This is a genomic window from Ruegeria sp. BHSB056 (genome assembly GCF_059613305.1).
On record NZ_JBXWSG010000005.1, the window covers coordinates 58111 to 84798 of the forward strand.

The 26688-nt window shown below is 56.6% G+C and carries 22 protein-coding genes and 1 pseudogene; 14 read left to right on the forward strand and 9 right to left on the reverse strand.

Annotated elements, in window-relative coordinates:
- The first annotated feature begins 96 nt into the window (after positions 1-96).
- Both AC2FND_RS02595 and AC2FND_RS02600 read left to right on the forward strand, forming a co-directional pair.
- Positions 97-2526 carry a GcvT family protein gene (locus AC2FND_RS02595; RefSeq protein ID WP_496767719.1) on the forward strand — a complete coding sequence of 810 codons (2430 nt, stop codon included), beginning with the start codon at positions 97-99 and terminating at the stop codon, positions 2524-2526.
- Positions 2527-2554: 28 nt separating this feature from the next.
- Entirely contained in the window at positions 2555-3568 is a 1014-nt protein-coding gene (locus AC2FND_RS02600; RefSeq protein ID WP_245222448.1) for an Ldh family oxidoreductase, read from the forward strand.
- A 167-nt stretch (positions 3569-3735) separates the two neighbouring features.
- Here the strand turns inward: AC2FND_RS02600 and AC2FND_RS02605 are convergent, their stop codons facing one another.
- Complete coding sequence (locus AC2FND_RS02605) at positions 3736-5661, reverse strand: FAD-dependent monooxygenase (RefSeq protein WP_496767721.1); 1926 nt, start codon at positions 5659-5661, stop codon at positions 3736-3738.
- A gap of 136 nt (positions 5662-5797) precedes the next feature.
- Between AC2FND_RS02605 and AC2FND_RS02610 the strand changes: the two genes are divergently transcribed.
- The 12 genes and pseudogenes from AC2FND_RS02610 (at position 5798) to speB (ending at position 18659) form a co-directional block, all read left to right on the forward strand.
- On the forward strand, positions 5798-6241 hold the full coding sequence (locus AC2FND_RS02610) for a MarR family winged helix-turn-helix transcriptional regulator (protein WP_496767722.1): 444 nt from the start codon (positions 5798-5800) through the stop codon (positions 6239-6241).
- Between the two features lie 338 nt (positions 6242-6579).
- A complete protein-coding gene (locus AC2FND_RS02615; protein WP_496767723.1) occupies positions 6580-7620 on the forward strand; it encodes a TRAP transporter substrate-binding protein in 1041 nt (346 codons plus the stop codon).
- 58 nt (positions 7621-7678) lie between these two features.
- Entirely contained in the window at positions 7679-8263 is a 585-nt protein-coding gene (locus AC2FND_RS02620) for a TRAP transporter small permease (protein ID WP_209595766.1), read from the forward strand.
- On the forward strand, positions 8260-9573 hold the full coding sequence (locus AC2FND_RS02625) for a TRAP transporter large permease (RefSeq protein WP_496767725.1): 1314 nt from the start codon (positions 8260-8262) through the stop codon (positions 9571-9573). Before AC2FND_RS02620 ends, AC2FND_RS02625 begins: the two co-directional genes overlap by 4 nt.
- 91 nt (positions 9574-9664) lie before the next feature.
- Positions 9665-10427, forward strand: a pseudogene (locus tag AC2FND_RS02630) (SDR family NAD(P)-dependent oxidoreductase).
- A gap of 10 nt (positions 10428-10437) precedes the next feature.
- Positions 10438-11205 carry a crotonase/enoyl-CoA hydratase family protein gene (locus AC2FND_RS02635; protein WP_496767726.1) on the forward strand — a complete coding sequence of 256 codons (768 nt, stop codon included), beginning with the start codon at positions 10438-10440 and terminating at the stop codon, positions 11203-11205.
- A 4-nt stretch (positions 11206-11209) separates the two neighbouring features.
- Positions 11210-11692 carry a MarR family winged helix-turn-helix transcriptional regulator gene (locus AC2FND_RS02640; RefSeq protein ID WP_496767727.1) on the forward strand — a complete coding sequence of 161 codons (483 nt, stop codon included), beginning with the start codon at positions 11210-11212 and terminating at the stop codon, positions 11690-11692.
- A gap of 2 nt (positions 11693-11694) precedes the next feature.
- Positions 11695-13512, forward strand: a complete 1818-nt coding sequence (locus tag AC2FND_RS02645) for a feruloyl-CoA synthase (protein ID WP_496767728.1) — start codon at positions 11695-11697, stop codon at positions 13510-13512.
- Positions 13513-13527: 15 nt separating this feature from the next.
- Complete coding sequence (locus AC2FND_RS02650) at positions 13528-14403, forward strand: amidohydrolase family protein (protein ID WP_209595748.1); 876 nt, start codon at positions 13528-13530, stop codon at positions 14401-14403.
- 100 nt (positions 14404-14503) lie between these two features.
- Positions 14504-16033, forward strand: a complete 1530-nt coding sequence (locus AC2FND_RS02655; protein ID WP_496767730.1) for an acyl-CoA dehydrogenase family protein — start codon at positions 14504-14506, stop codon at positions 16031-16033.
- Between the two features lie 69 nt (positions 16034-16102).
- Positions 16103-17392: a flavin-dependent oxidoreductase gene (locus AC2FND_RS02660; protein ID WP_496767731.1), complete on the forward strand. Its 1290-nt coding sequence runs from the start codon at positions 16103-16105 to the stop codon at positions 17390-17392.
- 289 nt (positions 17393-17681) lie between these two features.
- Positions 17682-18659 (forward strand): agmatinase, encoded by a 978-nt coding sequence (gene speB, locus AC2FND_RS02665; RefSeq protein ID WP_496767732.1) that lies wholly within the window; start codon positions 17682-17684, stop codon positions 18657-18659.
- 32 nt (positions 18660-18691) lie between these two features.
- On the opposite strand, the gene AC2FND_RS02670 is transcribed toward speB, so the two are convergent.
- The 8 genes from AC2FND_RS02670 to AC2FND_RS02705 all read right to left on the reverse strand — a co-directional run.
- Positions 18692-19912 (reverse strand): aminopeptidase P family protein, encoded by a 1221-nt coding sequence (locus AC2FND_RS02670; RefSeq protein WP_496767734.1) that lies wholly within the window; start codon positions 19910-19912, stop codon positions 18692-18694.
- 162 nt (positions 19913-20074) lie between these two features.
- Positions 20075-21286: an ABC transporter permease gene (locus AC2FND_RS02675; protein ID WP_496767735.1), complete on the reverse strand. Its 1212-nt coding sequence runs from the start codon at positions 21284-21286 to the stop codon at positions 20075-20077.
- A gap of 5 nt (positions 21287-21291) precedes the next feature.
- Positions 21292-22566, reverse strand: a complete 1275-nt coding sequence (locus AC2FND_RS02680) for an ABC transporter permease (protein ID WP_209504364.1) — start codon at positions 22564-22566, stop codon at positions 21292-21294.
- Between the two features lie 70 nt (positions 22567-22636).
- A complete protein-coding gene (locus AC2FND_RS02685; RefSeq protein WP_496767737.1) occupies positions 22637-23728 on the reverse strand; it encodes an extracellular solute-binding protein in 1092 nt (363 codons plus the stop codon).
- A gap of 103 nt (positions 23729-23831) precedes the next feature.
- Positions 23832-24932 carry an ABC transporter ATP-binding protein gene (locus AC2FND_RS02690; protein ID WP_496767739.1) on the reverse strand — a complete coding sequence of 367 codons (1101 nt, stop codon included), beginning with the start codon at positions 24930-24932 and terminating at the stop codon, positions 23832-23834.
- A 139-nt stretch (positions 24933-25071) separates the two neighbouring features.
- Positions 25072-25617 (reverse strand): maleate cis-trans isomerase family protein, encoded by a 546-nt coding sequence (locus AC2FND_RS02695; RefSeq protein WP_496767740.1) that lies wholly within the window; start codon positions 25615-25617, stop codon positions 25072-25074.
- A gap of 208 nt (positions 25618-25825) precedes the next feature.
- Entirely contained in the window at positions 25826-26095 is a 270-nt protein-coding gene (locus AC2FND_RS02700; protein ID WP_496767742.1) for a hypothetical protein, read from the reverse strand.
- A gap of 163 nt (positions 26096-26258) precedes the next feature.
- The coding region (locus AC2FND_RS02705; protein WP_496767744.1) for a pyridoxal-phosphate dependent enzyme at positions 26259-26688 on the reverse strand (430 nt) is incomplete at its 5' end.

Genomic DNA, 26688 nt, shown 5'->3' on the forward strand with positions numbered 1-26688 from the left:
ATGTTTCCGTAAAAACTTCGGAACGTTCTCATCTTACTGATTTCGGGCAGGCAGAGCGTCTGACACCATGATCAGTCGCAAGAAGGAAATCGGCGAATGAAATCACATGCCAAAGTTGTTGTCGTTGGCGGCGGATGTGTGGGCGCGTCCATTCTGTATGGGCTGACACAGCACGGCTGTAGCGATGCGGTGATGCTGGAACGAACCACGCTGACCTCAGGCTCGACCTGGCATGCGGCCGGTCTGCTGGTCACCTTCGTGCGGTCCCATAACGTGTCGAAGATGACGATGGAAACCATCCGCATCTATTCCGAAGTCGAACAGAAGATAGGTGCATCGGTAGGCTTGCGCAAAGTGGGTCAGCTGCGCGTTGCCAACACCCAGGAACGTTGGGATGAATTCCAGTCATATATTTCGATTGCCGAGGCCGCCGGTGTGCCCTGCAAATTGTTGACGCCGGCGGAAATTGCCGATGTTCATCCCCTTCTGAACCAGTCCGAGCATATTCGTGGCGGTATTCTGCATACCGAGGACGGCTATGTGAACCCGGCCGACATAACCATGGCAATGGCAAAGCTGGCGCGGGACGCAGGTGCCAAGGTCTTTCAAAACACCGAAGCACAGGCGTATGAAAAGCTGGAAAGCGGACATTGGAAAGTGACCACCAATCAGGGAGAGATCACGTGCGAGCACCTGGTTTTTGCCACCGGAAACTATGCCCGCGAAAATGCCCGGCGCGTTGGGCTGGACCTGCCCTGCATTCCCATCGTTCACCAATACTGGACCACGGAAACCGTTCCACTGCTCAAGGAACGTCGCGCGCAGGGGCTGCCCGAGTTCCCGATCTTGCGGGATGAGGATTACGGCGCATACCTGCGCGAAGATGTCGGTGGCATTCAGTTCGGGCCCTATGAATTCACCAAGGACCTGAAGCTGTTTGCCGAAGACCGCGTGCCGCCTGACTTTGGCGCAGACCTCTTGCCCGAGGATTTCGATGCCGTGGAAACCCAATGGGAACGGGCAATCGAACGGGTGCCAGTTCTTGGCGAGGTGGGCATCAAGGCCAACACGCGCGGCCCCTTCCAAATGACGCCGGACGAATTGCCACTTGCCGGGCCAGCGCCGGGGTACAAAAACCTGTGGCTGGCCGAAGGGATGCCCGGTGGCATTCTGTGGGGCGGCACCGTGGGCGAACGGCTGGCTCGCTGGATCGTCGACGGTGATCCGGGCATGGACATGTCGGAGCTGGATCCGCGTCGTTTCTCTGACTACGCCTCCAAACGCTGGACCATGGACAAGGTTCGCGAAACCTGGGGCACACATATGAACGCGCACATCCCCGGCGAAGATTTCCCGGACGCGCGCCCAATGAAAACCGTGGGGTCTTACGATCTGCTGACGGCGCATGGCGCAGTCTGGACCAGCTTCAACGGCTATGAATTCCCGCGCTGGTTCGCCAAACCGCCGCAAGAGGCGATCCCCGAACATTCTTTCCGCCGCACCAACCACATGGAACGCGTTCAGGAGGAAGTACGTACCACCCGCGAAGAGGCCGGGTTCATCGAGATGTCGCCGATGACCAAGTTTACTGTACGCGGACCCGACGCAGCGCGGTGGCTGGACGGTCTGATGGCAAACAAAATGCCCAAGGTGGGTCGGATGAGCCTGTCGCTCTTGTTGAACCCAAAAGGTGGCATGGATGCGGAATACACAGTTGTCCGCTATGCCGAGAATGATTTCTATCTGGTCTCGACCCCGAATTGGCGCGCCTATAACTGGGATCAGCTGCAACGTCTGTTACCACAAGATCAATCGGTTATCCTTGAAGACGTTTCGGAACAGTTGGGTGTGATCGCTCTGGCCGGTCCCAAGGCGCGCGAGATTTTGCAACCATTGACCGACAACGATTTGTCGAATCCTGCTTTTCCCTGGCTCTATGCGCAAAAGGGTGAAGTGGGCTATGCCAAAGACGTACACCTGCTTCGGGTATCTTACACAGGCGAGCTGGGTTGGGAACTGCACCATCCTGTCGGGTATAACCGCCATCTTGTCGACCTGCTTTTGAAAGCCGGTGTAAAACCCTTCGGTCTTGAGGCTTTGGAGTCCATGCGCCTTGAAAAATCCTATCGCGCCATCAACCGCGAGATTTGCAAGGACATGACACCGTATGAGGCCAGCCTTGATCGGTTTGTCGTCACCGAGGGGCGCGAGTTCATCGGAAAAGCGGCGCTGGAGAAGCAGAGAAGCGAGGGCAATCACAAACGGCTGGTCACGTTGAAACTTCCCTTTGGCGAAACTTCGGTGATGTTCGATGAGGGTGTTTATGCAAACGGTGAACTGATCGGGCGCGTTACGTCGGGTGGGTTCTCTTATTATTGCAACCACGACATAGCGATGGCACTTGTACCAAACGATATGACCGCGCCGGGTACAAGGATGCAGGTGTTGGTCCATAACGAAATGCGCGATGCCGAGGTGATCGATACTTGCGCCGTTGATCCCACCAACGCGCGTGCGCGTGCCTAACCCCTGAAGTAAAAAGACTGGATTTGAAATGATGACCGAACAATCGACCAAAACGCTTTCTCTTGCCGAGGTTCGGGCGCTGGCGAAATCCGTACTAGCTTCTGCTGGTGTAAACGCACAGGGCAGCGATATTCTGGCCGACATTGTTACCCGGTCCGAGCGGGACGGACCGCGCAGCCACGGATTGCGTATGCTACCGGTCTATGTCCAAAGCTTCACCTCGGGCTATGCAAACGGCAATGCGAAACCCAAGATAGAAAAGGCTGCCCCGGGCGTTCTGCGCGGTGATGCCGATAACGGATATTATCAGGTCGCCGCAGCAGAAGCCCGCGACACGTTGATCGAAATGGCGCAGGAATACGGCATTGCCGCGTTCACCTGCGCAAATTGCCACCATCTGGGCGCGTTGCGGTTTGACACCGAACCGCTGGCCGAGGCTGGTCTGGTAGCTTTCGCCGTGATCAACTCATTGTCCATGGTGGTGCCGCAAGGCGGGGTGCGCCCGGTTTTTGGCACCAACCCGATGTCTTTTGCCTGCCCGCGCGAGGACGGTGCGCCGATAGTCTGGGATCAGGCGTCTTCAATGGTTGCTTTGATGGATATCCGCATGGCCGCAGCCGAGGGGCACGACCTGCCCCGCCCCGCCGGGCTGGATCCTGACGGCCAACCCAGTACGGACCCGAACGCCATCCTGGAAACCCGCAGCCTGTTACCTTTTGGCGAGCACAAGGGCGCCGCAATCGCTTTCATGGTTGAGGTGTTGGGTGCCGCCCTGGCTGGTGGAACCCTTTCCGTGGACAATCAAGAACGCGAGACGTTCGGAGCCCTTAACATCAAAGGCGGTGCGACACTGATAGCGATTGATCCGACGCGGTTCGGCAACGCGGACTTCAATCAATATATCGCGCGCATTTGCGCAGAAATTGTCGGCAATGGGAACGCCCGTGTTCCGGGTGATGGGCGTCTGGCCAAACGGGCGGCAGCCGAGGCTGACGGTGTTGTGGTGAGCACCGAGGTTCTGGCCGCGTTAAACGCGTCCTGAAATACCCGCGCTTAGCTGACTGGCTAGAGAGCCTTCCTGCGACACGGGCGGCTTCAAGCGCCAATCCAGATTTGCCCAGGCGGTAATCTTGCCGAACCATGCACCGATGCAACAATCCATTCTCCCCCCGGAGCCTCTGTCCATTGCGGTCTAAGACGTCGCACTTATCAACCGCCGCCCGAAACAAACAGCCTGGAGAAGAAGTCAAACAGGTCAGCGTGACACTCTAATGGCAGGATATGCGCCACATATTGGTCCGGCCTGACGACGACCATACAGCCCTTTATCCGGTCAATTCCGCGCATTTCGTAGATGTCTTCGCGCCTCTTGTGATCAACACAAAAAACCTTTTCGAAGTCGCGCAGGCGGTACCTGCCCTTCTCGGGTTTCAAAAGAGACGGCATATCTTCATAATTCAGCGATTTGAAATCCTGCGGGAAGATGGCCCGAAGGTCTATCAAACCGTCGATGTCTTCGTATGGGCGCGTAAACCGTCGGAGCGGAGAGTTCGAATCGCTTTGCAAAGCCTCGCAAAGCCGATGGATCGATCCGCCTTGCGTACCTGCGTCTCCCTGTCCAGCGAAGGCATAGAGCCTCCAACGCGCATCCGTTTCGGCCACATGTCCCAATTGCATGGGCATGGCATCCGCAAGCCGGACAACTGGTGCGGAATGAAATCGCTTGCCTATTACCAGCCCACGCGCCAGATGCTGGTGAACCGGTTCGGCGACCAAGTCCGAAGGCCCATAGTGAACAGATAGCCCGCCGGTGAATTCCAGATTTTCGATAAACTGTTTTTGAAATCGGGGCATATCAGTGCTGTCAAGCTCTGACTCGCCTGGTGGTGCACTCATGATCCGGGCCCATTTATGGTCGGTTTCGACCAGTCTTTTGGCCTCTTGCAAACGCTCGGCCGAGTAGCTGTGAAGAAGATCAGGCTTTGATCTTCCCGTCAGCACATGCACCAGTTTCCAGCCCAGGTTGAAAGTATCGCCCATCGACACGTTCATCCCCTGACCTGCCTTGGGACTATGCGTGTGGCAGGCGTCGCCCGCCGTGAACACGCGCGGGGTGCGTGTTGCAATTTCATGCTGCGGGACATCGTCGAACTTGTCGGTCAACCTATGCCCAATCTCGTAGACCGACCACCAAACGACTTCTTTTACGTCGATGGAAAAAGGACGCATGATCCGGTTCGCGGCAGCGATGATATGGTCAGCTGTCAGATTGCGGTTGGCGACCCGCTCATCCGGGTTCAGCTTGTCAAGCTCGACATACATTCGGAACAAGTATCCGCCCTCGCGCGGAAGGATCAGAACGTTTCCTTCCGAAGCCGATTGAACAAGGCATTTCCGCCGCAAATCGGGAAAATCGGAATTCGCCAATATGTCCATAACGCCCCACGCCTGGTGTGCGGCGTCGCCTTGCAGCTTACCCCCGATAGCCCTGCGCACATTGCTGCGTGCACCGTCACAGCCTACGACATAGTTCGCACGTACTGTAAGCCGTTCAACCACGTCGCCATTTTCGCCCAGGCGTTCAAGCTCTGCCCTGACAGGGTGATCCGTGGAACCGGTATCAATCGTCAAATCGCTGACACGAAGCCCGTAATGGGGTTGCAGCCGCGTTGGAGCGTTTCTCATCACGTCCAGAAACAGCTCATGAATCCGGGCCTGATTCATCAAGGTATGTGGCATCTCGGATTGATCGTCGGCCACGTCCTGCACCGTGCCCGCCCGGCGGATGTGGCCCGGGCTTGTGGGATCGGGCGTCCAGAATGCCGTTTGGTTGACCCAATATGCTTCACGCTTCACTTTCTCAGCGAAACCAAACGCCTGAAACATCTCCATCGAGCGGACGTTGACGCCATCCGCCTGGCCTTTCTCCATCGGACCCGGCTTTTGATCCACGATCATTGTCGAAATTGCTGCAAACCCGGCCAGTTGCGCCGCAAGGCAAAGCCCGGCCGGTCCACAACCCGCTATCAGAACATCAACCTTTTCGGGGATGGTTGCGGGGTGGTTGTGGTGACCGAACGCAGCCGGTTTGATATCCGGATCACCCGGACGAAATCCATCAACGTAATATTGCATTGCCCCCTCCTCCGCAGGTTCACGCAATTTTAATAACTATACTTACTAATTCTTGTCAACAAAGATATGTACACTCACTAATTGCCGCGGTAGTTCTGGAAAAAGTGACGGCTTAAAGTGATTTCGGAGGTTTTGAATGAGCATTTACGGAATGGCGGGCCACCTCATCCGCAGGCTCAATCAGATTTCAACCCACGTGTTCTCGGTCCGGATGCAGGAGGCCGGGATCGACCTTACATCCGTTCAGTACGCAGCACTTGAAACAATTCGCGCCGAACCCGGCATTGATCAGGCCACAATCGCGGCGAAAATCGCCTATGACCGCGCAACAATCGGCGGGGTTATCGACCGGCTGGAGCAGAAAAACTACGTCAAACGCTCGGTCAGTCAACGTGACAGACGCGCGCGAGAGGTCACCTTATCCGAAAAAGGAAAAGACATCCTAGCGGCAGCTGCGCCAGTCGTAATTGACCTGCAAAGCGAGATCCTCGAAGGGCTAACTCCGAATGAACGCGAAACTTTCCTGAAGCTCGCAGGCAAGGCAGTTGAAGCTGCCACCGACGATAACACACGGTCTTGAATTCCACTGCGGGCGCTGGTCCAATTGAAACAAGGAAAGCAAAACCACCGTTTTCGCACTTTAGTTACCGAAAACAGAAACTATAATCTAAGAAATCTCAATTTACCTTTGAGCCAACCGAGGGCAATGTAATCCTGAGAGGATAACTTGGCGTCCGCGCAAAACCTGTCTGTTGCGTAGCGTTTCGACGAAAAGGTTCACATGTGTGAGCATTCTGTTTTCCGAAAAGGACCTGAAACCAAACACTAAGAAAGTGGATCAAAATCGTTATAAAACATAACTAATATGAGCAATCATGAACAGGGGATGATACTCATAGGTCATCTAGGGAGGAGACCATGACCAACTTGCGCAGAACCATACTCAAATCTGCAGTGGCGGCGATTGCTTTTGGCGCCATGTCAACCACTGCCATTGCGGCCGAAGTGACACTGCGGATGCACCAATTCCTGCCAGCACAAGCCAACGTACCCAAGAACGTTCTGGATGTCTGGGCCGACAAGGTCGAAGCGGATTCGGATGGCCGGATCGAAATTCAAAGGTTTCCGTCCATGCAGCTTGGGGGCAAACCCCCCGAACTGATCGACCAGGCCATTGATGGTGTGGCCGACATTGTCTGGACGGTGTCCGGATATACGCCGGGCCGCTTTCCCCGGACCGAAGTGTTTGAACTGCCGTTCACTATGACCAATGCCGAAGCCGTCTCACGCGCCTATTGGGATCTGGCCGAAGAAACCATGATGGACGATGACTTCAAGCAGTTCAAAGTTCTCGGGCTCTGGGTGCACGGGCCCGGTCTGATCCATTCAAAGGAGCCGATCGAAAGCATCGAGGACCTGAATGGCGTAAAGCTACGCGCACCGACACGCGTAACCAACGGCCTTTTCAGCTCGCTTGGCGCAACCCCGGTTGGCATGCCCGTTCCTGCGGTACCTGAAGCGCTGTCCAAAGGCGTGATCGACGCCACTGTGATTCCCTGGGAAGTAACCGGCGCCCTGAAGATCAACGAACTGGTCGGAAACCACACGACTTTTGGCGATGACACGCTATACACCACCACCTTCATCTTCGCGATGAACAAGGACCGCTGGGATGCACTGCCGGATGATCTGAAGGCCGTCATCGACGCCAACTCGGGCGCTGAATTCTCGGCCTTCGCAGGCAAGCAGATGCAGGCCGATGATGACGGACCGCACAAGCAGGCAATGGAACGCGGCAACAACATCATCACGCTGAGCCCGGAACAGGTTGCAGAGTGGAAGGCAGCTTCGCAGCCGACCACCGACGCCTGGATCGCCGAGATGGATGAAAAAGGTCTGGACGGAACCGGCTTGCGCGCCCGCGCGCTCGAACTGATTTCGCAATACTCGGACAACTGATCCGGTCGCTCTTCCGGCGCTATTTCCCGCTGGGAGAGCAATCCCTTTGGAGCTGATCATGCAGAAACTGGTAGAGCGCATCGCGCGCTTCATGGCCGTTCTCGGCGGTGTGGTTCTGACTGCGCTGGTCCTGCTGACCTGTGTCAGCGTGCTGGGGCGCGGCCTGAACACGCTGGGCCATTCGGACATTCTGACGTCACTGTCGGAAGCGGCGGCAAATGCGCTGATTGCATCCGGCGTCGGGCCGGTGAATGGCGATTTTGAACTGGTCGAGGCCGGCGTTGCATTCGCCATATTCTCGTTCCTGCCGATCTGTCAGCTCTACGGCTCTCACGCCACGGTCGACGTATTTACCAACGCCCTTCCGGCAAAGGCGAACAAAGTGATCATCACGTTCTGGGAAATCGTCCTGTCGCTTGTCATCCTTTTGATTACATGGCGCCTGTTTGTCGGCATGCAAAACAAGCTGGACTATGGTGAAACGACCTTTCTGCTGCAATTTCCGGTTTGGTGGGCCTATGGGCTAAGCTTTGTTGCCGCCCTTGTCGCATCACTTGTTGCTGTCTATTGCGCCGTCGCGCAGGTCATCGAGCTTGTCACCGGGCGTCATATCCTACCCTATCGCGGGGAGGCCGCACATTGACCATGCTCGAACTGGGCTACGTGTCCTTTCCTGTACTTCTGATCATGATTTTCCTGCGCGCACCGATTGGCCTTGCCATGTTGCTATGCGGGATTGGCGGGCTTTATTTTGCCATGGGTGGCACCAGCATGTTCATGGCCAAGCTCAAAACCGAAACGTACTCAACCTTCTCCAGCTATTCGTTGACGATCATTCCGATGTTCCTGCTGATGGGGCAGTTCGCGACATTGTCGGGCATGTCTTCGGCCTTGTTCAAAGCGGCTGAAAGCTGGCTGGGCCACCGCAAAGGAGGCGTCGCCATGGCGGCAGTCGGCGCTTGTGCCGGATTTGGCGCAATCTGCGGGTCCTCCCTTGCCACCGCCGCGACGATGAGCCGTGTCGCGCTGCCCGAACTGCGCCGTTACGGCTATTCCGGCGGGTTTTCAACCGCAACGCTTGCTGCTGGCGGCACATTGGGCATTTTGATTCCGCCTTCGGTAATCCTTGTGATCTATGCGATCCTGACGGAACAGAATATCGCCAAGCTGTTTCTCGCGGCCTTTGTTCCCGGCATTCTGGCAGCGCTCGGCTATATCATCACGATTTCGATCTATGTGCGCATGTATCCTGACGCCGCGGGCACCCGCGAAGCGATCCCATATCCTGAACGCGTTCGGGCACTGTTGGATGTCTGGCCTGTCCTGCTGGTTTTTGGCCTTGTTGTCGGTGGCATCTATCTTGGCTGGTTCACCCCAACCGAAGGCGCAGCTGTGGGGGCGGCGGGAACCGGACTGATCGCTCTGATCTCGGGCAATCTGAACTGGCAGGTCTTCGTCGAAAGCATCATTGCCACGGCCTCAAGCACGGCGATGATCTTCTTTATCGTGTTGGGCGCTGGGCTGTATAACAGTTTCCTCGCGCTCACTCAGGTACCGCAGGAACTGTCTGGCTGGGTCGTTGGGCTTGGACTCAGCCCGTGGATGGTGTTGTGCCTGATCCTGGTGTTCTATCTGATCTTCGGATGTCTGATGGACAGCCTGTCAATGATCCTGCTGACAATCCCGATCTTCTTTCCGGTCATCAGCGCACTGGATTTCGGCATGAGCCCCGAACATGTGGCCATCTGGTTCGGTATTCTGGTTCTGATCGTTGTCGAGGTCGGGCTGATCACCCCCCCTGTCGGGATGAATCTGTTCATTATCAACGCCATGGATCGTTCAACTCCGATGACCCAAACTTACAAGGCGGTGATGTGGTTCGTCACCTCTGACATCATTCGGGTCATAATCCTGGTGCTGTTTCCGGTCATTACCCTGTTCCTGATCCCCTAGCTAAATCACCATCAGCGGTCCGAGGTGGGCTCATCCGAAAATAGATATGAGGCACAACAATGATTGAACATACCAAACTGGAGAGAGCACCATGCAGTTAAGTGGATGTATCGCCTTGGTAACCGGTGGCGGAAGCGGACTGGGCGCTGCAACGGCAAGGCATTTCGCCGCCAGCGGAGCAAACGTTGCCGTTTTGGATTTCAATGCTGAAGGTGCGATGGCGGTCGCTGACGAAATTGGTGGCCTTGCCCTGCAAGCCGATGTCAGTGACGAGGCCGCCGTGAGTGCCGCGTTTGGGAAGGCAATAACCCATTTCGGGTCGGCACCCAGAATCGCCGTCAGTTGTGCAGGCGTCGGCATGGCGGCCAGGATCGTCGGGCGCGAAGGCAAGCTGTCCTTCGACGTGTTCGAGAAAACTCTGCGCGTAAATCTTTTTGGCACTTACAATGATGAGCCACGCAGCGAGACTCATGGCCGAGCTGGACCCGCTGGCTGACGGTGAACGCGGTGTGATCATCAACACGGCGTCGGTTGCGTGGCAGGACGGTCAATTGGGTCAAGCGGCATATGCCGCGTCCAAAGGGGCAATCGCTTCGATGTGCCTGCCTGCCGCACGGGAACTCGCACAGTCGGGTATTCGGGTGATGGCCATCGCACCTGGCCTGTTCCACACGCCAATGATGGAAGGCTTGCCGGAAGAGGTCACTGCCAAGATCACTGCGAACATTCCCTTCCCGGCCCGCCTTGGCGAAGCGCGCGAGTTCGCAATGCTCGCCGAACAGATCGTTGAAAACCCGTTTTTGAATGGCACCACTATTCGACTTGACGGCGCCGTTCGTCTGCCGACCCGGTAAGGAGTTCCCCATGGACAGCCAAATCCTGAACATTGAGGTCAACGGATCCATCGCGACCCTGACCATGAACCGCCCCGACAAGCGAAACGCGATGTGTGAGGAACTGTTGGGCGCGCTGGATGATTTCTTTTCTGCACCACCCAAAAATGTACGTGTGGTGATCCTGACCGGAACTGAAGGGCACTATTGTTCCGGATTGGACCTGTCCGAGCATGTTCATCGTTCGGCCGAGGAAAACCTGCATCATTCCCGCCACTGGCATAGTGTCATGGACAAGATCCAGTTTGGTGGGCTTGCGGTTGTCTCGGCCATGTTTGGTGCCGTGATCGGCGGCGGGCTGGAGCTTGCAGCGGCAACACATGTTCGCATCGCTGAACCTTCGACGATATTTCAGCTTCCCGAAGGCCGCCGCGGAATATTTGTCGGCGGCGGTGCGACCGCGCGGGTCGGTCGCCTGCTGGGGGCCGATCGGATGACCGAGATGATGCTGACCGGCCGCAAATATGGTGCCGATGAAGGGGTATCGCTGGGGCTGGCACATTATAGCGTTGGTGAGGGCGAGGCTTTGGCGCTGGCCCAAAAGCTGGCAGGTAAGATTTCCCGAAACGCGCCACTGTCAAACTATCTGATGATTCAGGCGGTCGCACGGATCAATGAAATGTCGCAAAACGACGGGCTGTTTACTGAATCGCTGGCTGCGGCCCTGTCGCAAACAACACCCGATGCGCAGGAGGGGCTGCGGGCCTTTCTTGAAAAGCGCGCCCCGAACTTCAGGTGAACACATGAAAAGGAAACATGAACACACGCCAGAAGACCGCGCGCCAAACACGATTAGCGATGCTACGCTGCGGGGGTTTGTCGGGTATCGCATGAAACGGGCCTTTAATGTGGTGCAGGAAGATCTGACAACAACTCTGCGCCCCTTTGATCTGCGAATGCTGACGTATACGGCACTGGTTCTCATCGTCGATAACCCCGGATTGCGGCAGTCCCAACTGGCTGACGCAATGGATATCGAGCGCCCGAACCTTGTTGTTATCATTGATGAACTGGAACGCAGGGAACTGATCGTCCGCGACCGGGTACCCACCGACCGGCGCGCCTATGCCCTCAGGACGACACTGGCGGGCAGGCAATTATATGAAAAGGCCGTCGCCGCAGTGACCGCCCACGAAGGCAAGCTGCTGGCCGGTTTGGATGACGCAACCATCACCACCGTTTTCGATGCCCTGAGGACAATCGAAAAAGCGAGGAAAAGGGGCTGATCATGCAACGCACATCGGAATACCTGGTGCATTCTGTTTCGCGCGAAGATCGGGCCGACGGTTCCATCCTGTTGAAATCGAACCACACTCTTGGTCCTGTCGTCGACAAAACCGGTGTCTGGCTGCACGCCTGGGCCTCGGACGCGCCTGACCGCACGTTCATTGCTGAACGCAGCGGCGCGGGCTGGCGCAAGGAAAGCTATGCGGCCACGCTTGAAAAGGTGCGGGCTATCGCAAGCTCGCTATTGGCGCGTGGGATGGGGTCTGAAACACCGATCCTGATCATGAGCGGTAACGGCGTGGATCACGGCCTGCTGAGCCTTGCTGCTCAGTACATTGGCGTACCGACTGCGCCCGTGGCCGAACAATACGCCTTGATCCACGGTGCGCATGGCCGCCTGCGCCATGCCATCGAACTGGTGCGCCCGAAGATGGCCTATGTCGTAGATGCGGATCAATACCGAGAGGCGCTGGAACTGGATGCGCTTCAAGGCGTCGAAATCGTAGCCAGCCGAAAGGGCGGGAACAGCCAGGTCACAGCATTCGACGAACTTCTCAAAGGCGATGCCAGTGTCAATCTGAAGGCCGCCTATGAACAGGTTGGCCCCGATTCCGTCGCCAAGATCTTAATGACCAGCGGGTCAACCTCGGCCCCGAAGGGTGTCATCACGACCCAACGCATGATGTGCGTGAACCAGACCATGCTGGCCGACGCGTTGCCATTTCTGCGCACGCGTCCGCCCCGTGTGGTCGATTGGCTTCCATGGAACCACGTCTTTGGCGGATCACATAACTTCAACATGATGCTCGCCAACGGCGGAAGCTTCTACATCGACGACGGCAAACCGGTAGCTGGTTTGTTTGAGCGGACGCTGGAAAATCTGTCTATGGTCACCGGCACGCTCAGCTTCAATGTTCCCGTAGGTTACGGCATGCTGCTGGGCGCATTGCAGCGGGATGGCGATCTGCGTCGGCGGTTCTTCGAAGAACTTGATCTGATCTTTTATGCGGGAGCGTCACTGCCACAGGATATCTGGTCTGGATTTGAACAGATGGCGCTGGATGTCAAAGGTGAGATACCGCTGATGACCTCGTCCTGGGGACTGACCGAAACAGCGCCCGCTACAATGATGCAGTCCGAGCCCATTGATCGTTCCGGGGTTGTTGGCGTTCCGATGAACGGCGTGACACTCAAGCTGATCCCGGATGAAGACATGAGGTGCGAAATGCGCATCAAAGGGCCAAACGTGATGCCTGGCTATTTCAACGAACCCGAAAAGACGGCCAGTGTTTTCGATGAAGAAGGGTTTTTCATTACCGGCGACGCCATGCGGTTCATCGACCCGCAGGATGTGAATAAAGGTATGAAATTCGACGGCCGGATTTCTGAAGATTTCAAGTTGCTGACCGGAACATGGGTGCGTGCCGCGCAATTGCGGATGGACTTGTTGACCTGCCTTGCGCCTCTTGCCTCAGATCTGGTCATTACAGGTGCCGACAGAAATGAGATCGGCGTCATGGTCTTTCCCGATGTTGCCGAGCTGAAGCGGGAAGGATTTGACCTGAGCGACGACAGTGGCGCCTACCGCTGCAAACTGCTGCAAGGTGAAATTCATCGCCGGCTGGCAGAGCGCGCCCGCGAGCTATCGGGCAGTTCCACACGGGTCGGGCGCGCCATTGTTCTTAGCGAGCCCGCCTCGATGCCCGAGGGCGAAATGACCGCCAAGGGGAACCTCAATTTCCGCAAGATACTGACACGCCGGAAAAACTTGCTTGTGCGTCTTTATGACGACGCCGATCCGGCAATCGTAAAGATCTGAGAAAGGAACGAACAGATGGTCGATATCACCAAGGTTCGCGCAATCGACATTCACACCCACGCTGAAGAACCCTGCGGGTGCCACTCGGACGATGGCTATGACGACCTGCAGGCAACCATGGCCAATTACTTTGGCGCCCCGTGGAGCCACCCGCCTACGGTTCCCGAGACTGCACAGCACTATCGCGAGCAAAACATAGCCGCGGTGATCTTCCCGGTCGATGCCGAGCGGGAGACCGGCTATCGGCGCTACAAGAACGAAGAAGTTGCCGCATTGGCGGCGGAAAATGACGATGTGCTCATCCCGTTTGCGTCAATCGATCCGCACAAGGGCAAGATGGGCGCACGCGAGGCGCGCCGCCTGATCCGCGAATTTGGTATCAAAGGATTCAAGTTTCATCCGACGATGCAGGGGTTCTACCCCAATGACCGCATGGCTTATGACCTTTACGAGGCAATCGCGGAGGAAGGCTGCATCGCCCTGTTTCACACAGGCCAAACCGGTGTCGGTTCGGGCATGCGCGGCGGTAACGGAATGCGGCTTAAATACTCGAACCCGATGTTCATGGATGACGTCGCCGTCGATTTTCCGGATATGAAGATTATCCTCGCCCATCCGTCATTTCCCTGGCAGGAAGAAGCTCTGTCCGTGGCGCAGCACAAGCCCAACGTCTATATCGACCTGTCCGGCTGGTCACCAAAGTACTTCCCCGAGATTCTGGTGAAATACTGCAACTCGATCCTCAGGAAAAAGGTCCTGTTTGGGTCCGACTGGCCAATGATCACTCCTGAACGCTGGCTGTCGGATTTCGAGAAGATCAATATCAAGGACGAACTGCGCCCGGACATCATCAAAGGCAATGCCGCGCGCCTGCTGGGACTAACCCCGTGATGCTGCCCTACCCAGTCACTTTGAACTTCGACTGTGCTGAACCGCCAGAACCGGGCCGCGTCGTGGCCGTCGGAATCGCTAACTGTCGGGTGATATGACCATGAAGCCATTCGAAGCCCCGCTTGCGGATATCTTATTCACGTTGAACCACGTTGCCCGGGCAACCGAGCTTCCAGATTGGGACGCTGACCTGGCTGGTGAGATCGGCGAACATTTTGCGGCCTTCGCGCAAGGTGAAATTGCCCCGCTGGACGAGCCGGGAGACAGGCAGGGATGCTCGCTGGAAAACGGTCGCGTATCCATGCCCGACGGCTTTGGCCAAGTTTACGCAGCATATTCGGAACAGGGCTGGCCCTCACTCACCGTGCCTGAGGAATATGGCGGTCAAGGGCTTGGTGCCCTGATACTGGCCATCACTTCCGAAGTGTTTTCTGGCGCAAACCACAGCCTTCAGATGGTTACGGGATTGGTTCCGGGCGCGGTGCGTACCTTGTTGCGCTTTGGTACAAAGGATCAGCAATCCCGGTACGTTCCCTCTCTGGCCTCGGGTGAAACTCTGGCCACCATGTGCCTGACTGAACCCGGGGCCGGGTCCGACCTTTCACGCGTGCGCTGCCGGGCGGAACCTGCTGAGGATGGATGGAAGATCACGGGCGAAAAAATCTTTATCTCTGGCGGTGACCAGGACGTGAGCGATCACATCCTGCATCTTGTGCTTGCGCGCACGTCCGATGACGGCGTCAAAGGTTTATCGCTGTTTCTATGCCCCAGCACCTGCACTGACGGCAGCCGCAACCACGTTACCGTAACGCGCATCGAGGAAAAGATGGGCCTGCATGCCTCACCCACGTGCCAGCTGGCATTTGATGGGGCCAGAGCCGAATTGATCGGAGCCGAGGGTGAAGGCCTGATGGCCATGTTCACCATGATGAACCACGCCCGGCTTGATGTCGCCCTGCAGGGCGTCGCGCACGCCGCGCGGGCCTATGACATTGCCAGTGATTATGCCAGTGAAAGGGTGCAGGGACGCAATGCCGACGGTCAACCGGCGAAACTGGATCAGCATGCCGACATCCGCCGAATGCTGGATCAAATCGACTGGCTGGCAATGAGTAGCCGCAGTCTTGCACATCTTGCATTTGTCACCATGGAACGGGCTACGTCACCTGACCTGGTTGATTTTCTGACCCCGGTTGCCAAGGTCTATTGCACCGAAGCCGGTATCAAGGCCGCCGAATTGGGTATGCAGGTACTGGGCGGCTATGGCTATTTGCGCGAATACCGGCTGGAGCAGACCTATCGTGATGCCCGAATTACCTCGATTTACGAAGGGGCCAACGGCATACACGCGCGTATGCTGGCAACACGTCTGGCCGCAGGGCCTGCGGGCGACGCCTTTGCCGAATTTGTTGCACAAGAAGCCGAGCATTGGACATGCAATGCGATTTCGGACGCACTGGACACTTGGCAATCCGCTCGCAGAAAGCTGAAGCAGGGTGACAGCGCGGCGATGGCGCATGGGTTCATGCAAACGACGATTGATACCGCTCTGATCTGCCTACGGGCGCGGCTGCGCAACGCCGCGAGCCTTCATCCATCCCCGGAACGGATCAAACGCATTTGTGGTTGAGGGTTTATCCACACGCGCCGATTATCGACAACCAATTCCCGCCACCAATCGGACTGAAAGGCACACAACATGACAGATCCAAAAGTGCTTATCGCGGGTGGTGGAATTGCCGGGTTGTCGCTGGCACTGACACTGCATCAGATTGGCATCGACTGCACCGTCTTTGAAAGCGTTCGGCAACTGCGCCCGCTGGGTGTCGGAATAAACCTGCAACCCAACGCCGTGCGCGAGTTGTACGATCTGGGTTTCACGGCTCAGGATCTGGACGGGTTCGGCGTCCCTGCGCAGGAATGGGCGCTTGTCGGGTTGAACGGGCGCGAGATTTACTCGGAACCGCGCGGAACTTTCGCCGGTTACAACTGGCCGCAATACGCAGTGCATCGCGGCGCGTTTCACATGGCGCTTTACCAGCGGTTTATCGAACGCGCAGGCCCGGATGCCGTGCGCCTTGGGTCTCGGGCCACGGGGTACCAGACCAATGCGGACGGGACGGTTACAGTGCGGCTGCAAACTGATAAAGGGGCCACCCACGAAACGGGTGCCATTCTGATCGGCGCCGACGGTATCCATTCAGCCATCCGCGCCCAAATGCATCCAAGCCAACCTCCGATCCATTGGGGAGGTGCCGTCATGTGGCGCGGCACAACATTGGCAAAGCCCGTGCGCACGGGCTCCTCATTCGTCGGACTGGGTACGCATAAGAAACGTATGGTGATCTATCCAATCTCGCACCCCGACCCCGGAACCGGCTTGGCCCTGATAAACTGGATTGCCGAAGTCACTTACGATGACCCGGCCGCGCATGCGGCAACCGGGTGGTTCCGGCAGGTCGAGGCCAAGGATTTCGCGCACCACTTTGACGGATGGACCTATGACTGGCTGGATGTTCCTGCCCTGATCCGCGGTGCGGATGTGACATATGAAAACCCGATGATCGACCGCGATCCGGTTGAAACGTGGGTTGACGGGCCGGTTGCCCTGATCGGAGACGCCGCGCACCCGATGTACCCTACCGGTTCAAATGGGGCCAGCCAGGCGATCATGGACGCCCGCTTATTGGGGGCCAGCTTGCTCAAGCATGGCGTGAGTCCAACCGCGCTGGCGGCTTATGATGAGACGCTGTGCAGTCCGGTGTCAGACCTTGTCCTTCGCAATCGGGGTGCCGGACCTTTTGGCCTGTTGAATTTGGTCAATGACCGCTGTGGCGGTGTGTTCGACGATATTGAAACGGTCATTCCCTTGGCTGAAAGGGCCAGTTTCATGGCCAAGTACAAGGCTGCCGCCGGTTTTGCGCGCGACGCCCTGAACAGCGCACCGCCAACGATTGCGCCCGGCTCGCAACTTGTGCGGCAGGTGTAATGTATGAGCCGTCGGAAATAGAACACCTGCGCCCATGACAACAGCGTTTCGCCGGGCCTGTGTATCGCCCGCAAAATCGCGCGCTGCCGTGAATAATTATGCGGTACCCCAGCGCGTCCCACCGAAATTTCGTTTGTGGCGAAACGACCAACAGCTAAACGGAAAGAACGCACCGGATCAGATCTGCCTGAACGTCAGACATGTATTGGACGAAGAAAACCAATTTCATTGCACCGCCTTCTCATGTTCAATTGCACACAGGGCGGCAAGGCCACTGAAAGGATTGATAATGCAGGATCATGGATATGCGTCAGGTCGACTGAACCTACCTTTCGTTGGAATATCGACCTTTGGAAAATCTCCGTATGTCGAGGATTGGGACAATATTGATGCGGATGTTTGTGTCCTTGGTGCCCCCTTTGATTTCGGCACCCAATGGCGCGCCGGGGCAAGGTTCGGCCCTCGGGCCGTGCGCGAGGCTTCGACCCTGTTCAGTTTTGGACATGCTGGAGCATTTGACCACGAAGACGATGCAACCTATCTGGACAGTTCCGTGCGTATCGTGGACTTGGGGGATGCGGATATCGTCCACACAATGACCGAGGCCAGCCACGAAAACATCGCCTGTGGTGTCCGCAAAATCCTGACCGCCGGGGCGCTGCCGCTTGTGATCGGCGGCGATCACTCTGTCAACATCCCCTGCATTTCCGCGTTTGAAGATGATTGTACACAAAACGGCCCGATTCACGTGGTTCAAATTGATGCGCATCTGGATTTCGTGGACGAGCGTCACGGTGTCACCAATGGCCACGGCAACCCCATGCGGCGGGCGATCGAGAAAGACTATGTCTCAGGGATGACCCAGTTGGGTATTCGAAACGTCTCGTCAACCGCCAAGGAAGGATACGAGGACGCGCGCACACGTGGATCAGACATCCTGTCCGTGCGTCAGGTGAGAAAGCTGGGAACCGAGGCTGTTCTTGAGCGAATTCCTGAAGGTGCTCGGTACTATGTGACAATAGATATCGACGCCTTTTGCCCCTCTATCGCGGCAGGGACGGGGACGCCAAGTCATGGGGGGTTTCTGTATTATGACGTACTGGAAATCCTTCAGGGCCTCGCTAGGCGCGGCAATGTCGTCGGCATTGACCTTGTCGAAGTGGCGCCAGCCTATGACCCCAGCGAAAGCACGCAGATACTGGCCGCGCAGCTATTGTTGAATTTCCTGGGTTTTATCTTTCACGAACGCGCCGGTCGCGAGAAATAAAAGGGGGGAGCGTTTGCTCCCCCCTCTTTGTATCAGGCATCGATGATGTTGTGGCCAGGCCCATATGGGAAGCCGGTGATGTTCTCGGCGCCGTCTTCGCCCACCACCAGAATATCATGCTCGCGGTAGCCCCCTGCACCGGGTTGCCCTTCGGGGATCCACAGCATGGGCTCGATTGAAACGACCATGCCAGGTTCCAGCACGGTGTCGATATCCTCGCGCAGTTCCAGACCGGCCTCGCGCCCGTAATAATGGCTGAGGATGCCGAAAGAATGGCCATACCCGAACGAGCGGTATTGCAGCAGCCCCTCATCGGCAAAGAAACGGTTGATCTCGGCGGTGATGCCTGAACAGGTCGCACCGGGTTTGATCAGGCTCAGACCCAGTTCATGGGCCGCCACATTGGCTTTCCATAGGCGCAAGCTGTCAGCGTCCGGCTCGCCCAGAAACAGGGTACGTTCCAGCGCAGTGTAATAGCCTGAGATCATCGGAAAAGTGTTCAGCGACAGGATATCGCCTTTTTGCAGGGCGCGTTTTGTCACCGGGTTATGCGCGCCATCGGTGTTCAGCCCGGACTGGAACCAAACCCAGGTGTCGCGATATTCGGCATCTGGATAGGCGCGCGCGATTTCCTCTTCCATTGCGTCACGGCCCGCCATGGCAATCTCGATCTCAGTTGCGCCTTCACGGATGGCCGCATGGATTGCCGCCCCGCCAACGTCCGCGGTGCGTGCCCCACCCTTGATCAATTCAATCTCTTCGGCGGATTTGACCATGCGCGCGGTCATTGTATCCGGCGCGATGTCAACCAGTTCGGGGGTACCCAGCATCCGCAGGGCGGTGTCGCGGGCGGCCAGCGTCATGTGGTCGCCTTCAATGCCGATCCGCTTAACATTGCCGATCAGGCTTGCAACCGCACGCCAATAGTTGTCGCGCTTCCAGTCAGTATAAATCACGTTGTCTTCGACCGACCGGCGCCATGGTTGCCCGGCGTCGATGTTGGCCGAAACGGTGGTGCAGGCCTCTTGGGTGACCACGCAGCCATACGGACGGCCAAAGGAACAATACAGAAAGCCCGAGTAGTAGGCGATATTCTGCATCGATGTCAGCAGAACCGCAGGAATATCACGTGCGGCCATGATGCTGCGAAGCTTGCTGAGACGGCGGTCATACTCCCCCTTGCTGAACGGCAAAGGAGCTTTGTAACCATTGTGGCAGGTAAAGAATTCGGGGCGTTTTGTTGTGTCGGTCATCACTTGGTCTCTCATCTTTGCCGGGCGACAAATCCCGGCCACATGTCCCGGCGTTCAGGACAGGCGGTCTCGGGGTCCGAGAGCCGATCATCCCCTTAGACGCCGCGACGCCATCGCAGCGGAGATGAACACGTGAATCGTTAGATCAGACAGAATGCTCCGTCAAGCGGATGAAAGCCCCCGCAAACGTTCGGACCGACGCCGCAGCAACTCAACCGTGGTCAGCAGCGCAATCGACAGAACCACAAGGATCGTCGCAACCGCCAGAATGGTCGGGCTGATCTGTTCCCGCAGGCCCGTGAACATCTGCCACGGCAGAGTCTTCTGACTGGCCGAGCCCACGAACAGAACCACCACAACTTCGTCGAACGAGGTGATGAAGGCGAACAGACCGCCCGAGATCACACCCGGCAGAATCAGCGGCATCTGGATCTTAAAGAAGGTCCGCACCGGCCCTGCCCCCATGTTCGCAGCCGCCCGCGTCAGCGAACGATCAAAGCTCACAAGCGTGGCGGTCACAGTGATGATCACGAACGGGATACCCAAAACGGCGTGCGCCAGGATGACTTTCAGATAGCCCACAAAGTTCTTGTTCATGCCCAGCGTCCCTTCAAGGAACCGTCCGATATCGCTGTAGAAAAAGAACATGCCAGTGGCCGAGATGATCAGCGGAACGATCATCGGCGAAATCAGGATGCCCATGATAGCACGGCGGCCGGGGACGTGGCTCTGGCTGAGGCCAATGGCAGCCAGAGTGCCAAGCGAAACCGAGATGATTGTGGCAATCGGGGCAATGATCAGCGAGTTCTTGAAGCTGCGTTGCCATTCGTTGTTGGTAAAGAAATCACGGTAGTGCTTTAGTGAATACCCTTCAGGGTCCAGTCGCAACATCTCGGGCGTGAAGGTAAAGAAATCCTGCGCATTGAACGACAGCGGCAGAACCACAAGGATCGGTGTGATCAGGAAGACGAAGATCGCACCGCAGATCACCCGGAACAGGTAGTGGTAAAACACCTGCTGCGCGGTCAGGTATGGCAATAGCTTGCGCCGGTATCGCCCTTCGTACAACCAATAAGTAAACCAGGCGAAGAACCAGCCGCCCAGCAGGCCAAGTACTCCGCCCATTGGGCCCGACATCAAAAAGCCCGCGATGCCAAAACCAATGATGTTGATCCAGCGGGCCATCTTCTCGTTCTTCAGAACAGTGATATAGACCCAAGCGAGCGCAGAAATCAGAACAGCGCCGCCAATGATGCCCAAAAGAACCGAGCCATTACCCGCGCCGACAAAGACACCGGCGAAGGCGCCTGCCAGCGCGACACTTGGCAGAACCATCGACATAGGTTTACGGGATATCGGAGTAAGTGCGGCCATGTCGATTATCCCAGCTTCACGTTATCAATGCCCACGATCTTGTCGTAGACCCAGTAGAGCAGCAGAACGACCGCCAGAAGTATCGTTCCCAGCGCCGCCGCCAGTCCCCAGTTCAGTGAGGACGAGATGTGATAGGCGATCCGGTTCGAGATGAAGACACCTTTGGTACCGCCCACGATTTCAGGCGTGATGTAGTAGCCAATCGCCAAAATGAACACGAGGATTGAACCCGCGCCGATACCCGGAATGGATTGAGGGAAGTAGATGCGCCAGAACGTCGTCCAGTTGGTCGCACCCATGGATTTCGCGGCACGCGTGTAGGATTCCGGAATGGTCTGCATCACCGAATACATGGGCAGGATCATGAATGGCAGCAGGATATGCGTCATTGCGGTGATCGTACCGATCTGGTTATTGATGATCACCAATCGTGCATCGTCAGCCACCAACCCCAGCCAGACCAGCGTTTCGTTGATCACGCCTTGCTGTTGCAACATCACCTTCCACGCCGACGTCCGCACCAGCAGTGACGTCCAGAACGGCAGAAGCACAAGGATCATTAGCAGATTTGAGACACGCATCGGCAACGTCGCCAGCAAATAGCTGACCGGATAAGCCAGCAGGATACAGGCACCCGTTATTACCAGAGACATAAACAGCGTTCGACCGAACAGCTTAACAAGGATTTGCTTGTCTTCGGGTTGTGCCTGCGCGCCGTCGGGGGTTCTGCGCATATCTACCGCATTCAGAAAATACCCGTTGGTGATCTTCGGCGAATGGGTTTTGATCACGCGCCACGTTTGTGTATCGCCCCATCCGTCGTGAATATCTATTAGTTGCTCTTTGAACGGACCATCCGTTTCAGGATCCAGTTTCTTGATCTGACGACCTGACTTGCGGAACATCGAAGACATACCGGTTTCTTCGTAGTTCAAACGCGAACCAAGGCGTGTGTGCTCTTTATTGTCAATCGCAACAATCATGTCCCGCACAAAGGCATCATACACGCCCTCGCCCGGCAATTCTCCAGATTGTTCATCCCAGTTTTGAAGCGCCTCTACGGTAAGAGGCAGAGTGTCGGAGACAATGTTGTTTTCTACTGAACGGAATAGCATCGCAGCTATTGGAACAATAAAGGAAAACAGAACGAACAGAAGCAAAGGAGCGATCAACAGCAAGGCACGCAGCTTTTGCCGCCGCAACGAGCGTGCCAGCGATAGCTTGAGCGGTGTTCCATCCGCTGCCAGCATGGGTCCGGCGTTTTGGCTTGCGTCAGTCATTGGAGCCCCTTGGATCTGTCTTGGTTCAGGGGCGGCGCACCGCCCCCGACTGTGTCATGAAATCAGACGCTTATTGCGCCAGCCACGCCTGGAATTTGGCGTCGATGTCATCACGGTAATCCGCCCAGAACTCGTAGTTATACAAGAACGTGTTCTTGGCGTTTTCCGGATCGGTCGGCATATGCGGGGCCATGTCGATCCCCAGATCGGCGTGCTGACCTACCAGCGGAGCCGACGAGGCGCGGGCCGGACCGTACGAGATGTACTTGGCCTGATCCGCCAGACGCTGGGTGTCGGTTGCAAACATGATATAGTCGAGCGCACGCTGCTTGCGCTCATCGCTCAGACCGGCAGGAATGATCCAGCCGTCCAGATCGAACACCTGCGCGTCCCACAGCATTGCGACCGGCTGTTTCTGCTCTTCGATCACGCTGAATAGACGACCATTATAGGTCGAACCCATAACAACTTCACCGTCAGCAAGAAGTTGCGGCGTGTCCGCACCGGCAGACCACCAGACAACGCTGTCTTTGATTGTATCCAGCTTGGCCAAGGCCTGATCCTGACCTTCCGACGTTGCCAGAACGTCATAGACATCATCCTTGGCGACACCGTCACACAGCAGCGCCCATTCCATGTTGTTGATCGGGCGTTTCTCAAGCGAGCGTTTACCCGGGTAGGTTTCCAGATCGAACACCGCACAGATGTCGGTTGGTGGGGTGTCACCTACCAGATCGGTACGATAGCCGAACGTAGTCGAATAGACGATCTGCGGGATAAAGCAGTCGCTGACCAGCAGGTCGCCGAAATCCTCAGAGGCGGGCGTGCCATCCGGAGCTGCTGCCAATTGGCTGTCGAAATCGATCTCGAGGGCCAGACCCTCGTCGCACAGGCGGATCGCGTCCGCCGCCACAACGTCAACCACGTCCCATGTGATGTTGCCCGCTTCGTTCATAGCGCGCAGTTTGGCAACGGCTTCGGCCGAGCTGTCATCGTTCAGAATGGTGATACCGGTCTTTTCCGAATAGGGCTCGTGATACGCCTTCAACTGCGACTTTGAATAGGCACCGCCCCAGGAAACGATGGTCATCTCCTCGGCTGAAACAGTGCCCGCAGCCGTCGCAATTGCAGCCGCAGTGAGCATGATCTTGGTTGGTTTCATGTGTTACTCCCAGTTCATCCCGTTTTATGTGGTGGTCAGCCGATGCACGGGTTTTCACCGGCCGGTCCCTCAGCTTAACCGCACTTGTCCCGCGCGGTTTGGTCTATGCGTCGAGCGCACGACAATCCTGTGCCAGCCAGCCAATATCGATCTCTTGACCGGGGCTCAGGCGTACGGCATCAGGCGCATTTCGAGTTTTGGCGATGAATTCGTTGTTTCCGGCAACGGACATGCGGAACCGGAATACGTCGCCCATGTAAATGAACTCTTCGACCCTTGCTTTCAAAGTATGCGCGTCAGCGCGCAGGCGGTCTTTGTTGAACTCCACACGTTCGGGGCGGATCGAGACTTTGGTCCGGTCGCCTGCCTTGTGGACGTTGATCGGAACAGCGTCGATTTCCGAGCCATCATCCAGGCGTACGACGCAAGTGTTGCCATCGATTGATTTAACAACACCTTCCAACGTATTGTTTTCACCAATGAATTGCGCGACGAAACTGTTTTCCGGCTCTTCATAAAGCTGATCAGGCGGCGCCAGCTGTTGAATGCGGCCATCGTCGAAGACGGCCACACGATCCGACATGGTCAGTGCTTCGGTCTGGTCGTGGGTCACGTAGACTGTTGTGATCCCAAGCTCATGGGCCAGACGCGTGATTTCGAACTGCATATGTTCACGCAGCTGCTTGTCCAATGCCCCCAATGGCTCGTCCATCAAGACCAGCTCGGGTTCGAATACCAAGGCACGTGCCAGAGCTATCCGCTGTTGTTGTCCCCCCGAAAGCTGAGCGGGACGTCGGCCACCAAAGGCACCCATCTGAACCATGTCCAGAGCGCGCTTGACCTTTTCATCCCGCTCCGACTTGCCCAGTTTACGGACTTCCAGTGGAAACGAGAGGTTTTCGGCCACCGTCATATGCGGGAACAAAGCGTAATTCTGAAAAACCATTCCAATACCGCGCTTGTGAGGTGGGATATTGTTGATGGGCTTGCCGCCCAGAAGGATTTCGCCATGTGTGGCAGTTTCAAATCCGGCGAGCATCATAAGGCAAGTCGTCTTGCCCGAGCCTGACGGCCCAAGCATTGTCAGAAACTCACCTTTGGGCATTGCAAGGTTTAGGTCTTTTACGACGAGGTTCTCGCCGTCATAAGACTTCTGTACGCGTTGGAATTCGACAAACGCGGCGTCGTTCGTTGTATCGGCCACAAGACCCCCTGTTACGTCAAATGATTACCCGTCTTCTGCGGATTTCATTGATCTGTATCCGACAGTTAAGACCAAGCGATGTTCACATTGCAACAATGAATTCCGGTTTTGTTGTACAATATCCGGACATAATATCTCATCAGGTATCGTTCAGAACACGCATATGCCACGCAAGCCTTTGATTACTCGACAAAACTGGCTTGCCAATCCGTGCGCGTATCTCGGGAATAGCCTTTTGCGTGCGAAGGTTTGTGCAACTCAGAAAAACCGCATCAACCGACGGGTCCGAGCCCAGTTTCGTGGCGGCGTCGATGACGGATTGCACCGAAATCCGAACAACTTTGGCCTCTTCTGATTCCCCGAATGTCCCAAAAACATCCATCTCCACTCCGCCTTGGGCAAATGCCCGGCGCAGGGGTACGTTTACTTCTTCAATATAGGACGACAGCAGCGCGAATTTCGAAACATCCAAGTGTCGCGCACAGGCCAAAGCAGCACGCAAAGGGTTTGTAACCTCAGCAGCCTGACAGGTCTGCTTGACAAGTTCTGCCACACGGTCGGACCCGATAACCGAGCTTGCAGACGTGCACCCGTATCCGACCACGCGATAAGGTCGCGCACTGGGCAGCAATCCGGCGGCAGCTGGCAGTGCCCTCTCCATTTCCGCAAGGCTTTCCGTCGTCACCTCAATCCCGCTGGGAATACGCGTTACCTAGATTGGATATTTGCGGTCCAAAAAAATACGAGCTGAACTCAGGCTCCAACGTTTCATCGGTTTGTAACACGATCAGACCAATTGCGATCAAAATCACTGAAATACCCATCCCAAACCAGACTTGTATCCGGCATAAGTACATCGCCAAGGTCCAGCGGTGCGGAAGTTGCAGGTGGCATTACATCATTTTGCCACCCTGCTCTGCCCCGCCTGCAAGATACGGCACCCAATCGGCCCCTTCCTCAAGGCAGAGCATCTGGAAGCGGCGAAAAACCGTGTTCAGAGGCACCCCGGCTCGGGCCATCTCGGACACGCGGGTGAAGGCGCGTCCGGCAATATCACAGGCTGTTTGGGTCATGGCAATTTCAGCCTCAGATTTGACCATGCGCAACCGGCGGAGGATACCCTGATCTCCGGTGATGCGACGCGCACCGAGAACGACGCGCATCCGTTCAATGGTCGGGTTGGGCCTTCCCAAAATCGGGTCAGATAGCCGGTAACATAATGTAAGTCATTGTCCGCCGTCAGCAGCAGCGCCGACAAATCCGCGGCTCCCATCGGCTCCTGCGCGCGTTTGGTGCGCGCCTCGAACTCTGCCTGATCGAACCCTCTCATTCCGCGATCTCCGACAGAAAGCATAACACGCGTGAGTGTTCGTCGATCCCCATGGCATTCCGTGCGGTTTCGTTCATAACCGCCGCAAGGCCTGCCCCACCGGATGCCGTGGTGGCCAGCCCGATCTTAGCCATCGCGTCAAGCTTTGCTGCCACATCGTCATCTGAAAGGGTCAGGAACAGGTCTGCATCGCGGGCCAATCCGTTTAACGCGATCAACGACGGTTCCTTGCAATCCAGACGCCCCATGATGCTGTCCGGGCCATCCGCGAAAACACATTCTCCGGCAGCTATGCTGGCCTGCAACGCAGGTGCCACTTCGGGTTCAACCACAACGATCTTCGGTGCGTCGCCCCAGGTTTTTCGCGCATAAGCCGCAACAGCTCCAGCCAAACCGCCCACACCTGCTTGCAACAGAATATGCGTC